A 12,274-nucleotide genomic window follows, 5' to 3' on the forward strand; every position below is an offset into this window, starting at 1 on the left:
GCACGCGTCAGTGCCGCACTCGCTCGCTCAGCCGCTCGGCGGCCTGGACGACGAGTGCGGCCAGCGCGGGCAGCGTGTCGACGTGCTCCTCGGCGAAGGTCAGCGTGAACGACCCCAGCGGCAGGCCGTTGTCGTCGACCGCGGCGGCCGAGACCGAGGCCAGGTCGGGCATGATCCAGCCCTGCTCGAAGGCGTAGCCGTCGCGTCGTACGGTCGTCAGGGCGCGGCGCAGCTCGGTCGGCGACTGCGGCCCGAGCCCGCGCCGGGTGAAGAACGCCTCCTTCGACGGGAACAGCGCCCGTACCTGCGGCACCGGGAGCCGGGCCAGCAGGGCCAGTCCGCTGGCGGTGAGGTGGGCGGGCAGCCGCACGCCCACCTCGCTGATCAGCACCGGCCGCCCGGGCGCCCGCTCCTCGATCAGGTAGACCACGTCGCTGCCGTGCAGGATCGTGAAGTGCCCGTTGTGGCCGGCCTCGTCGACGAGCCGGTTGATGATCGGCTGGGCGATCCGGCGCAACGGCGCCTGGCGCTGGTACGCCGACCCGAGCTCGTGCGCGGCGATCCCCAGGCCGTAGCGGCGGCGCTCCGCGTGGTGGCGCACGTAGCCGTGCTCGATGAGCACGTCGAGCAGGTAGTACGTCGTCGACCGGGCCAGCCCCAGCTCCCGGGCGATGTGGCTGGCCGAGACCGGCTCGACGCTCCCCGAGATCACCCGCAGCACGTCGAGTGCCTGGGCCGCGGCGGGCGCACGTCGCTCCATGGCCCGCATCCTTCCAGTCCCTCACACCCCGTCTCACCAGGAGAATCCCCATGAGCAGCACCCACCGCTACACCGTCGCCGTGATCGGCGGGACCGGCCCGCAGGGCAAGGGCCTGGGCTACCGCTTCGCCCGCCACGGCCACGACATCGTGCTCGGCTCCCGAGCCGCCGAGAAGGCCCAGACCGTCGCCGCCGAGGTCAACGAGCGGCTCACCGACCTGCCCGGTGCCGGGACCGCCCGCGGCGCAGCCAACGCCGACGCCATCGCCGCCGCCGACGTCGTCCTCCTCGCGGTGCCCTACGACGGCCACGACGACCTCGTCACCTCCCTGGCCGAGGCGCTCGCGGGCAAGACCGTCATCTCCTGCGTCAACCCGCTGGCCTTCGACAAGCGCGGCGCGCACGGTCAGGTCATCGACGCCGGCGAGGGCTCCGCCGCGGAGTCCGCGGCCCGCATCGCACCCGAGGCCACCGTGGTCGGCGCCTTCCACAACGTCGCCGCCCCCGCCCTGTGGGGCGCCGAGGACTTCCTCGACGAGGACGTCATCGTGGTCGGCGACTCGGTCGAGGGCAAGCAGGTCGCGATCGACCTGGCCGCCTCGGTCACCGACCGTCCCGGCATCGACGGCGGCAAGCTCCGCCTGGCGCGGGTGCTGGAGCCGTTCACCGCGGTACTGATCTCGATCAACCGCAAGTACAAGACGCACTCCGGCATCCGGGTCACCGGCCTCGACGCGCCGCACTGACCGGCCCGCCCTCCCCACGTCAGGCCGTACCCTCCTCCTCGACCGGGTCCGGCAGCGTCCAGCGCTCGCCGCGCCGCGGGTGGATGAAGCCCAGGTAGTAGACGAGACCCAGCACCATCGTGGTCAGGCTGATCGCGAGCTGCGAGGGCGTGTCCCGGGCGACCTGGACGCACACGTAGACCATCCCGGCGATGAGGAGCAGCGGCGGCAGCGGCCACCACGGCATCCGGTAGCCGCGCGAGCGGGCGAGCCCCGGCCGGCGCAGCCGCAGGGCGCTCGTGCCGACCACGAGGTAGACGACGGCCACCGAGGCCCCGGTCGCCGTGATCAGCCACGACAGCGGGATGAGCGCCGCGGCCAGGGCGGCGACGCCGCCGACGAGCAGGGTCGCGTTGACCGGCGACTTGAAGCGCGGGTGGATCCGGCCCAGGACGTCGTCGACGGGGCCCGGCCAGGAGCGGTCGCGCGCCGAGGCGTAGACCAGGCGGGCGATCTGGATGATGATCGCGATCACCGCGTTGACGATGGCCAGGGCGATGCCGACGCTGATCACGACGTTGAGGGCCGAGCCGCCCCGCTCGAGGAGGAAGTAGTTCATCGGGGCGTCGCTGGCGAGCAGGGCCTCCATGCTGGGCGCACCGACGACGACGGCGGCGAGCGGCACGATCTCGACGAGCGCCGTCACGGCGAGCGCGACCAGGATGACCCGGCCGATCGTGCGGTTGGCGTCCTTGGTCTCCTCGACGTAGTAGACGGCGGCGCCGTAGCCGTTGAACGCGAAGAGCGCCACCGGCAGCAGCGCGACGACCGCGGCGACGCCGACGCCTTCGAGGCCGTGCGCACCCATGGTCTGGGCGGAGAAGAAGGTGCCGATGCCGCGCTCGGGGTGCAGGAACCCGAGCACCGCCAGGACGATGAGCGCGAGCACCTCGGTGGCCAGGAAGAGACCGGTCACCCAGGCGTTGGTACGGATGTCGAGCGCCGCCACCGCGGTCGTCACGACGATCACGGCGACCCCGACCCAGCTGCCGCTGAGCCCGGACCACGCGGCCCCGAGGTAGTCGCCGGTGCCGAGCGCGATCACCGCGATGATGAGGATCCCGCTGACCAGCGTGAGCAGGAAGGTCGCGAAGCCCGCGGGGCGCCCGAGCAGCCGGGCGGCCCAGGTGTACTCGCCCCCGGTCACCGGGTACGTCGCCGACAGCTCGGCGTAGCAGACCCCGACCAGGACGGCCGCGACCGCGGCCAGCGCCAGGGTGAGCACCGAGGCACCGCCCACGCCCAGCAGGATCGCCGGGACGATGATGAAGACGCTCGACGCCGGGGTCACCGAGGACAGCGTGATCATGATGTTCTCGCGCATCGTCAGCGACCGCGCGAGCTGCTGCTCGTAGCGGGCCGGACCCTCCGGAGACGGGTTGTCGTCGATCATTCCGGCGGCGGGAGTTTCGTGCGGGTCGAGCTCGGCCATGGGAACCCCTTTCTTTGACTCCCGATCAAAGAACTGCTTGGATTCCCGTGTCAACGCTCGTTTGTACCCTGACAAAACTTTGACGGTCCGTCAGGAGAGGCGGGAGGAGCAGCGGGAGTGGCACGCTTCAAGGACCAGGAGCGGCGGCGCGACGAGATCGTGGCGGCGACCCTCCAGGTGCTGCGCGAGTCCGGTTCGGCGGCCCTGCGGCTGCGCGACGTGGCGGCCCGGGCCGGCGTCTCGACCGGGACCGTGCACTACTACTTCGACGACGTCCAGGGGCTGCTCGCCGAGGTGCACGCCCGCGCCCGCAAGCGCTTCTACGACGACCGGCTCTCCCGGCTGACCCAGCTCCCCGACGCCCGGGACAAGCTGGTCGCCGCCATCCGCGGCGGGCTGCCCACCTCGACCGACGACGACCTCGTCGCCGCGCTCTACCACCTCGACGGCCAGATGAGGTTCCGCGAGCCCAACTCCGAGCTCTACACCGCGCTCTACGACACCCAGGTCGCGATCTACGTCGGCATCCTCGAGGTCGGCGTGGCCCAGGGCCACTTCGAGCTCGCCGCCGACCCGACCGACCTGGCCCAGAACCTGGTCGCCCTCGAGGACGCCTACGGCGAGCACATCGTCGTCGGCGTCCGCTCCCTGCACTACGAGCGCGTGGTCGAGCTGCTCTGCGGCTACGCCCGGCTCGCGACCCGCTGCGCCGACATCGTCCCCGACCGGGAGGTCCCCCATGCCCCGTGACGCCCACCGCCCCCGCGCCCGCGCCCGCGACCTCGTCGACCTCCCCGGCGAGCCGGGCCCGCACAACGCGATCACCGACGTCCCCGGCGTGACCGTCGGCGTCGAGACCCTCGTCCAGGGGGACGACGTCCGTACCGGCGTCACCGCGATCCTGCCCCGCGGCCGCGAGGGCGTCGGCGAGCCGTGCGCGGCCGGCTGGTACTCCCTCAACGGCAACGGCGAGCTCACCGGCACCACCTGGATCGAGGAGTCCGGCGCCCTCACGATGCCCGTCACCCTGTCCAACACCCATGCCGTCGGCGCCTGCCACACCGGCGTCGTCGCGTGGGTCAACGAGGTCCACCCCCGGCTCGCCTCGGCGTGGCTGCTCCCGGTCTGCGGCGAGACCTGGGACGGCTACCTCAACGACATCAACGGTGGCCACGTCCGGCCCGAGCACGCCCGCGCGGCGCTCGACGCCGCCACCGGCGGTCCGGTCCCCGAGGGCTCGGTCGGCGGCGGCACCGGCATGAACTGCTACGCCTTCAAGGGCGGGACGGGCACCGCCTCGCGCCGGGTCCGGTTCGGCGAGGCCACCTACACGGTCGGCGCGCTGGTCCAAGCCAACTTCGGCTCCCGCGAGGAGCTCGTCGTGGCCGGCGTACCGGTCGGGCGCAGCCTGCGCGAGGACAACCCCATGGAGACCACCCCCTGGTTCGAGCGCGACCTCGGCGCCGGCGGCGACCGGGTGCCGGCCGGCGCCGGCTCGGTGATCGTCGTCGTGGCGACCGACGCCCCGCTGCTCCCCCACCAGTGCAAGGCGCTCGCCCGGCGGGTCCCGCTCGGCCTCGCGCGCACCGGTACGGCGGGCGGGCACTTCTCCGGCGACATCTTCCTGGCCTTCTCGACCGCGCCCGCCCCCGGGCTGCGCAGCACGATGTCGCCCACGCCGACCGAGCTCGCCACCCAGCAGCTCGTGCCGTGGGGCGCGATCGACCCGTTCCTGACCGCCGTCGTCGAGGCCGTCGAGGAGTCGGTCCTCAACGCGCTGGTCGTCAACGACGAGATGGTCGGCCGCGCCGGTCACCGCACGCCGGCGCTGCCCCACGACGCGCTGCGCCGCTGAGCCCTAGTCGAGCCCGCGGACGACGTCGCGCAGGGCCTCCTCGGGATCGACCCCCGCCGCCCGCGCCTCGGCGACCAGCGCGAGCAGGCGCTCCCCGATGCCCGGACCGGCCTCCGGGAGCGCCGAACCGGCGCGCTCGCGGCGGGCGAGCGCCTTGTCGGCGTAGAGCAGGGCCGGCAGTCCCGACGGGAGCGGGGACGCCGTGGCGCCCGGCTTCTCGGCGGCCTTCATCCGCTGCCAGAGCACGTCGACCTCGGCCGCGCTGAGCCCCTCGGCACCGGCGTCGGCAGCGCCGAAGACGTGGGGGTTGCGCCGGCGCATCTTGGCGGTGATCCCGCGGGCGACGTCGTCGAGGTCGAACTCGCCGCGCTCCTCGGCGATCGCCGCGTGGAAGACCACCTGGAGCAGCACGTCACCGAGCTCCTCGGCCAGGTGGGACCAGTCGCCCGAGAGCTCACCGGCGTCGATCGCGTCGACCGTCTCGTAGGTCTCCTCGAGCAGGTAGCGCACCAGCGAGCGATGGGTCTGCTCCTGCTTCCACGGGCACTCCGCGCGCAGCCGCCGCATCACCGCGACGAGCTCGGCGACGGCGCCCTCGGGCGCCTCGCCCATGCTCAGCCCCCGACGGGAGCGGCCGGGACGGGCGCCGCCTTGCCGCAGACCTGACCGGCGGGCAGCTTCGCGACCTGCTCGGGGGTGAGCTCGGCGGTCTTGTCGGCCGCGCGCGCCTCGCCGCTGACCGGGATCGAGAGGGGGTCGCCGCTGAAGGAGACCGTGCGGTCGTCGTACTGGCCGAAGACGGGGTTGAGCACGACGTGCTCGTCGTCGAGCCATGCGGTGACCGCCTCGACGCCGCGGTTGGCCGCCGCGTCGCCGGTCAGCTGCTGGCCGGACTCGGCCAGGGCGAGCTTGCTGCCGAGCTCGGCCACCGGCTCGGCCAGCCGGAGGCTGATCCAGGTCAGCCAGGCGAACGAGTCGAAGTTGTCGTCGTTGATCGTGCCGAGCCGGCCCCAGGCCTGGTCGACCGCGACCCGGTCGATCTCGCCCTGCGGCAGCGCCACGCCGTGCTCGGCGCCGAGCACGTCGACGGCGACGGCCTGGGTCCAGCCGGTGACGAACTGGGCCCGGACGAGCGCGGTCGACATCGCCGGGGCCTCCGGGTTGGCGGCCCGCAGCGCGCAGAAGTCGGCGACGGCCCGGTCGACCTTGTCGAGCTGGAGCGTCTGGCCGTCGACCTCGGCGGCCAGGCCCGGCTTCGCGGCGTTGTCGGTGATGCCGCACCCGGCGGTCAGCAGGGCTGCGGCGACCGCGGCCACGACGGGGACGAGCAAGGGACGACGACGCACAGGGGACTCCTACTCCAGGCTGTTGAGCACGCTACTCCGTGGGGTCGATGACCGAGTCGATCACCAGCCGCGCCCATTCAAGCAGGGCCACGCCCTCGATGGGGGTTCCCGTACGCCCCGGGATGCCCGGACGCGGCACCAGGATCGACTCGAGCTGGTGCTTGACGATCGACTTCGGGTAGAGCCGGTTGAGCCGGATCGTGCGCGACTCCGGCAGCACCACCGGGTGGAAGCGGACGTTCTTGCCGACCGAGGTGATCTCCTTGATCCCGGCCTTGCGGGCCCGGGCCCGGAAGCGCGCCACGAGCAGCAGCGCCGCGACCTGCTGGGGCGGCTCGCCGTAGCGGTCCTCGAGCTCGGCGATGATCTCGTCGACGTCGGCGTCGGTACGGACCTCGGCCAGGCGCTTGTAGATCTCGAGCCGCAGCCGCTCGCTCGGGATGTAGTCGTGGGGCAGGTGCGCCTCGACCGGCAGCTCGATGCGGACCTCCTCGAGCTGCTCGGGCGCGCCGCCGTCGTCGCGGAAGTCGCGTACCGCCTCGCCGACCAGGCGGACGTAGAGGTCGAAGCCGACGTCGGCGATGTGCCCGGACTGCTCGCCGCCGAGCAGGTTGCCGGCGCCGCGGATCTCGAGGTCCTTCATCGCGATCGCCATGCCGCCGCCGAGGTCGGAGTGCTGGGCGAGCGTCGCGAGGCGCTCGTGCGCGGTCTCGGTCAGCGGCTTCTCGGTCGGGTAGAGGAAGTAGGCGTAGGCCCGCTCGCGCGAGCGACCCACCCGGCCGCGCAGCTGGTGGAGCTGGGAGAGGCCGAGCGTGTCGGAGCGCTCGATGATCATGGTGTTGGCGTTGGAGACGTCGATGCCGGACTCGACGATGGTCGTGCAGACCAGGACGTCGAAGTTCTTCTCCCAGAAGTCGACCATCACCTGCTCGAGCTGGTGCTCCCCCATCTGGCCGTGCGCCGTGGCGACCCGGGCCTCGGGGACCAGCTCGCGGATCTTGGCCGCGGCCTTCTCGATCGAGCTCACCCGGTTGTGGATGTAGAAGACCTGACCGTCGCGGAGCAGCTCGCGTCGTACGGCGGCGACGACCTGGCGGTCCTCGTAGCCGCCGACATAGGTCAGCACCGGGTGCCGCTCCTCGGGCGGGGTGGTGATCGTCGACATCTCGCGGATGCCGGTGATCGCCATCTCGAGCGTGCGCGGGATCGGCGTGGCGGACATGGAGAGGACGTCGACCGAGGTGCGCAGCCGCTTCATCGCCTCCTTGTGCTCGACACCGAAGCGCTGCTCCTCGTCGACGATGATCAGCCCGAGGTCCTTGAACCGGGTCTCGGCGTTGAAGAGCCGGTGGGTGCCGACCACGACGTCGACCGTGCCGTCGGCGAGACCGGCGACGGTCTCGGCGGCCTCCTTGTCGGTCTGGAACCGGCTCAGCGGCTTGAGGTTGACCGGGAAGCCGCTCATCCGCTCGCTGAACGTCGCGAGGTGCTGGTTGACCAGCAGCGTCGTCGGCACCAGGACGGCGACCTGCTTGCCGTCCTGGACCGCCTTGAACGCCGCCCGGACGGCGATCTCGGTCTTGCCGTAGCCGACGTCGCCGCAGATGAGGCGGTCCATGGGCACGGTGCGCTCCATGTCGGCCTTGACCTCGTCGACCGTGGTCAGCTGGTCGGGCGTCTCGTGGAACGGGAAGGCGTCCTCGAGCTCGCGCTGCCAGGGGCTGTCGGGGCCGAAGGCGTGGCCCTGGGTGGCCTGGCGGGCGGCGTAGAGCTTGATCAGCTCGGCCGCGATCTCGCGGACGGCCTTGCGGGCCTTGTTCTTGCGCTTGGTCCAGTCGCCGCCGCCGAGCCGGTCGAGGCTGGGCTGCTCGCCACCGACGTAGCGGGTCACCTGGTCGAGGGTGTCGGCCGGGACGAACAGCCGGTCGGCCGGGCCGCCGCGCTTGGAGGGGCCGTACTCGAGGACGAGGTACTCGCGCACCGCGCCCTGGACCTCGCGCTGCTTCATCTCGACGAAGCGGCCGACACCGTGCTGCTCGTGGACGACGTAGTCGCCGGCCTTGAGCTCGAGCGGGTCGATCTGGCGCTTGCGGCGCACCGGCATCGCGCCCTTGTCGCGGGTCGAGGCCTTGGCGCCGACGATGTCCTCGCCGGTGAGGAGGGCGAGCCCGCGCTCGGCGTCGAGGAGACCGTGGCCCAGGTTGCCGCAGGTGATGGTGACGACCGCCGGGTCGAGCTCGTGGCCGGCCGGCAGGTCCTCGACGAGCCGGGCCGGGACGTCGCGCTCGGCGAGCGCCTCGACCATCCGCTGGGCCGGTCCGTGGCCGACGTGGACGACGACCACGCGGGTGCCCTCGGCACGCCACCGGGCGATGTCGGTGAACGCCTTGTCGACCTCACCGCGGTAGGTCGGCGCGGGCTGCGCGACGCTCGGGGTCTCGTCGTCGAGGCCGAACGGGCTGAACGTCCACCAGCTCTGGCCGCGCTCGCGCGCGTGGGTGCGAACGTCGCCCAGCGCGTGGTACGACGCCGCCTGCAGGTCGATGGGCGCCTGCCCACCGCTCGCGGCGGTCGCCCAGGACGCGGCGAGGAACTCCTCGCTCGTCGCGACCAGGTCGTGCGCCCGGGCCCGGGCCCGCTCGGGGTCGAGCACGAGGACGCGGGTGTCGTCGGGCATGAGGTCGACGAGCAGCTCGAGGTCGTCGACGAGCGCCGGGATGAGCGCCTCCATGCCCTCGACCGCGATGCCCTGGGCGAGCTTGTCGGTGATCTCGAGCAGCTGGGGGTGGGTCCGGCCGAGCTCGGCGGCCCTCTCCCGGACGGCGTCGGTCAGCAGCAGCTCGCGGCACGGCGGCGCCCAGAGCCGCTCGACCTTCTCGATGGTGCGCTGGTCGGCCACGGCGAACGTACGGATCTCGTCGACGTCGTCGCCGAAGAACTCCACGCGCAGCGGGTGCTCCTCGGTCGGCGGGAAGACGTCGACGATGCCACCGCGCACCGCGAACTCGCCGCGCTTCTCGACCAGGTCGACCCGGGTGTAGGCCGCGCCCACGAGCCCCGCGACGACGTCGTCGATGTCGGCGCTGTCGCCGGTCGCCAGCTCGACGGGGATCAGGTCGCCCAGACCCTTGACCTGGGGCTGCAGCATGCTGCGCACCGGCGCCACGACCACCTGGACCGGCCCGGTCGCGGCATCGGTCCCCGGGTGGCAGAGCCGGCGCAGGACGGCGAGCCGGCGCCCGACCGTGTCGCTGCGCGGGCTGAGCCGCTCGTGCGGCAGCGTCTCCCAGCTCGGGTAGTAGGCGATGCTCGTCGGGTCGAGCAGGTCACCCAGCTCGGCGACCAGCTGCTCGGCCTCGCGCGTGGTCGCGGTGACCACGAGGACCGGCCGCGCGGAGCGGGCCATGCCCGCGACCAGGAACGGGCGCAGCGCCTCGGGACCGGTGAGCTCACCGGTCGGCTGGGCGTCCCCGGAGGCCGCCGCGAGCGCGGCGGACAGGGTCGGGTCGGCGAGGACGGCGTCGGCGAGGCCGGCGAGGCTCACGGGGCACACCTTCGGGTCGAGGAACACGACGAGCGCCCCCGGTCAGTCGGGGACCGGGGGTACGCGCCCAGCCTACGGCGTACCTCCGACAGCGCCTCCCCCGAGCGTCGCCCCGTAGGCCGTGGCCCAGCCCGAGAACTCGCAGGCCAGGTGCCAGCGGTGCTCGGTGATCATCCAGCGCGGCAGCGCCGCCGGGAACGCGACGGCCAGCTCGGCCCGGAACCCACCGCCCGGCTCGTCGCGCAGCTGGTGGCGCACCCCGCCGATCCGGGCCCCGCCCTCGGCCCGCGCCCAGCCCGCGAGGCGGACCGGCAGGAGCGGGTCCTCGGCGACGGGCAGGCCGGCGTGGTCGGCGTAGTCGATGACGAAGCGGGCCGCGAGGACGGCGCCGCCGGTCACCTCGACGACCTCCTGCAGCCCGGGACGCAGGTCGCGGATCAGGTAGTGGTCGGGACAGGCGACCAGCAGCGCCCGCTCGTCCCCGACGGTTCCGCGCGCGGTGAACCAGTCGGCGAAGCCCTGGGCACTCCCCCACGGCGCCACGACCGTGGCCCGGCTGACCGCCCAGGTGCCGAGCCGGGCGGCGACCCGGCCGGCCGGGGTCGACAGCGCCAGGTCCGGCGCCAGCAGCCGGCGCAGGCGCGCCTCTCCCATCTCCAGCTTGACCGCGGCGAGCAGCTCCCGGTCCCGGTCGAGGGTAGAGGTGTCCCGGGCCGGGCGGCGCAGAAGCGCGTCGAGATCAGCCAGCAGCGCGGTCGGCAGGTGGTTGCTCAGCCGCTGCGCGGCGACCCGCACCCGGCGCGCCTCCCACTGCCGCACGGCCGCGCGCGGCACCACCCGCCCTCCGACGTACGCCGTGGGCGCGGGCGCGCCCAGCCGCCCCGGCGCCGCCGCAGCCGGGGCGACGACGCCCAGGCTCGCGGCGAGGGCCGGCACGGTGGTCAGCAAGGTCCGTCGCGTCACCATGGATCCTCCTTAAAGCAACTGTTGTTGCATTAAGAGTGGGACGCGCACCCCCGGACGTCAAGGGCGTGCGTCAGACTGACGCCGTGAGCCAGGTACGACGACGCCCGGGCGGACGCTCCGCCGAGGTGGGAGCGCGGGTGCGCGAGGCGACGCTCGCGCTGCTGGCCGAGCAGGGCTACGAGGCGCTCCAGCTGAGCGAGGTCGCCGTCCGCGCCGGGGTGAACAAGGCGACCGTCTACCGCCGCTGGGCGACGAAGCCGCGCCTGGTCGCCGCCCTGGTGACCGACCTGGCCGACGAGCGGGTGCCGACGCCCGACACCGGGACGCTGTGCGGCGACCTGGCCGCGATGCTCACCGCCGTGACCGCGCTGCTGGAGGACCGGGCGGTGCGCGCGGTGCTCCGCGCGGTGGTGACGCTGGCCGACGACGACACCGAGGTCGACGACCTGCGGCGCTCCTTCTGGGATGCCCAGCTGGCCGACGCCGCGGTCGTCGTCACCCGCGCCGTGGCACGCGAGGAGCTGCCCGTGGGCACCGAGCCGCGGCTGTTCCTCGAGCGGGTCTTCGGCCCGGTCTACTTCCGGATGCTGCTCGGCGGACGGGGGCTGACGCCCGCCGAGCTCGACGTGCTCAGCCGAACCGGCCGTTGACGTAGTCGTAGGTCCGCGAGTCCTGCGGGCTCTGGAACATGGCGGTCGTGTCGCCGTGCTCGACGATCAGGCCGGGCTGGCCCTGCGAGGCGAGGAAGAACGCGCACTGGTCCGAGACCCGCGCCGCCTGCTGCATGTTGTGGGTGACGATCACGATCGTCACCTCCTGGGCCAGCTCGAGCATGGTCTCCTCGATCACCCGGGTCGAGGTCGGGTCGAGCGCCGAGCAGGGCTCGTCCATGAGCAGGACGCGCGGGCGGATCGCGAGCGAGCGGGCGATGCACAGCCGCTGCTGCTGACCGCCGGAGAGGCCGCCGCCGGGCGCGTCGAGGCGGTCCTTGACCTCGTTCCACAGCCCGCCCTTGGTCAGGCACGACTCGACGAGCGCGTCCTTGTCGGGACGGCGCATGCGGGTGCCGGTCAGCTTGAGGCCGGCCAGCACGTTCTCCCGGATCGACATCGCCGGGAACGGGTTGGGCTTCTGGAACACCATGCCGATCGAGCGGCGGGCGTCGATGAGGCGCTTGCCCGGGTCGTAGATGTCCTCGCCGTCGAGCAGCACCTCGCCGGCCAGCTTGGCCGAGGGCACCAGCTCGTGCATCCGGTTGAGGATGCGCAGGAAGGTGGACTTGCCGCAGCCGGAGGGGCCGATCAGTGCGGTGATACCACCGGCGGGCATGGTCAGCGAGACCCGGTCGAGCACCTTGTGGTCGCCGAACCAGGCGGTGATGTCGCGCGCCTCGATCTCGGCGAGGCGCTCGGGGAGGCCGGCGTCGACCGAGGTCGCCGGGCCGAGTCGCGGTACGTCGGTCGCGGGAACCGCCGGCGCCGCGGGCCCCGGCGGCGCGAGCGGCGCGGGCGGGGGCGGCGGCAGGGGCGCCTGGACGGCCGGGATGGTGACGGTCTCGGCGTCGGCGGGAGGGGTGCTCATCGGTG

At 73.3% G+C, this 12,274-nt stretch carries 11 protein-coding genes; 4 read left to right on the plus strand and 7 right to left on the minus strand.

The features are described from left to right. Window positions 1-7: 7 nt before the first annotated feature. The gene (locus CCO04_RS22910) at window positions 8-760 is read right to left on the minus strand and encodes an IclR family transcriptional regulator (RefSeq protein ID WP_215816473.1); all 753 of its coding nucleotides are present in this window, start codon (window positions 758-760) and stop codon (window positions 8-10) included. A gap of 50 nt (window positions 761-810) precedes the next feature. Here CCO04_RS22910 and npdG point away from each other — a divergent pair, with 50 nt between their 5' ends. Continuing rightward, window positions 811-1,506: an NADPH-dependent F420 reductase gene (gene npdG / locus CCO04_RS22915; protein WP_215816474.1), complete on the plus strand. Its 696-nt coding sequence runs from the start codon at window positions 811-813 to the stop codon at window positions 1,504-1,506. Between the two features lie 19 nt (window positions 1,507-1,525). Here npdG and CCO04_RS22920 read toward each other — a convergent pair whose 3' ends face one another. Continuing rightward, window positions 1,526-2,977: an APC family permease gene (locus tag CCO04_RS22920; protein ID WP_215816475.1), complete on the minus strand. Its 1,452-nt coding sequence runs from the start codon at window positions 2,975-2,977 to the stop codon at window positions 1,526-1,528. A gap of 117 nt (window positions 2,978-3,094) precedes the next feature. On the opposite strand from CCO04_RS22920, the gene CCO04_RS22925 reads away from it, so the two are divergent. Both CCO04_RS22925 and CCO04_RS22930 read left to right on the plus strand, forming a co-directional pair. Continuing rightward, window positions 3,095-3,727 (plus strand): TetR/AcrR family transcriptional regulator, encoded by a 633-nt coding sequence (locus CCO04_RS22925; RefSeq protein ID WP_215816476.1) that lies wholly within the window; start codon window positions 3,095-3,097, stop codon window positions 3,725-3,727. Next, window positions 3,717-4,832 (plus strand): P1 family peptidase, encoded by a 1,116-nt coding sequence (locus CCO04_RS22930; protein WP_215816477.1) that lies wholly within the window; start codon window positions 3,717-3,719, stop codon window positions 4,830-4,832. Before CCO04_RS22925 ends, CCO04_RS22930 begins: the two co-directional genes overlap by 11 nt. Before the next feature lie 3 nt (window positions 4,833-4,835). On the opposite strand, the gene CCO04_RS22935 is transcribed toward CCO04_RS22930, so the two are convergent. The 4 genes from CCO04_RS22935 to CCO04_RS22950 form a co-directional block, all read right to left on the minus strand. Beyond that, entirely contained in the window at window positions 4,836-5,444 is a 609-nt protein-coding gene (locus CCO04_RS22935) for a MazG nucleotide pyrophosphohydrolase domain-containing protein (RefSeq protein ID WP_215816478.1), read from the minus strand. A gap of 2 nt (window positions 5,445-5,446) precedes the next feature. Further along, window positions 5,447-6,178, minus strand: a complete 732-nt coding sequence (locus tag CCO04_RS22940; RefSeq protein ID WP_215816479.1) for a hypothetical protein — start codon at window positions 6,176-6,178, stop codon at window positions 5,447-5,449. A 31-nt stretch (window positions 6,179-6,209) separates the two neighbouring features. Further along, window positions 6,210-9,722 carry a transcription-repair coupling factor gene (gene mfd, locus CCO04_RS22945; protein WP_215816480.1) on the minus strand — a complete coding sequence of 1,171 codons (3,513 nt, stop codon included), beginning with the start codon at window positions 9,720-9,722 and terminating at the stop codon, window positions 6,210-6,212. 72 nt (window positions 9,723-9,794) lie between these two features. Then, window positions 9,795-10,688 (minus strand): hypothetical protein, encoded by an 894-nt coding sequence (locus CCO04_RS22950; RefSeq protein WP_215816481.1) that lies wholly within the window; start codon window positions 10,686-10,688, stop codon window positions 9,795-9,797. Window positions 10,689-10,753: 65 nt separating this feature from the next. Here CCO04_RS22950 and CCO04_RS29970 point away from each other — a divergent pair, with 65 nt between their 5' ends. Next, window positions 10,754-11,338 carry a TetR/AcrR family transcriptional regulator gene (locus CCO04_RS29970; RefSeq protein ID WP_215816482.1) on the plus strand — a complete coding sequence of 195 codons (585 nt, stop codon included), beginning with the start codon at window positions 10,754-10,756 and terminating at the stop codon, window positions 11,336-11,338. Here the strand turns inward: CCO04_RS29970 and CCO04_RS22960 are convergent. After that, a complete protein-coding gene (locus tag CCO04_RS22960) occupies window positions 11,319-12,269 on the minus strand; it encodes a phosphate ABC transporter ATP-binding protein (protein ID WP_252373720.1) in 951 nt (316 codons plus the stop codon). The genes CCO04_RS29970 and CCO04_RS22960 overlap by 20 nt on opposite strands. Window positions 12,270-12,274: the final 5 nt, after the last annotated feature.

Origin of the sequence: Pimelobacter sp. 30-1, from assembly GCF_018831735.1 — a bacterium.
Classification (GTDB): Bacteria; Actinomycetota; Actinomycetes; order Propionibacteriales; family Nocardioidaceae; genus Nocardioides.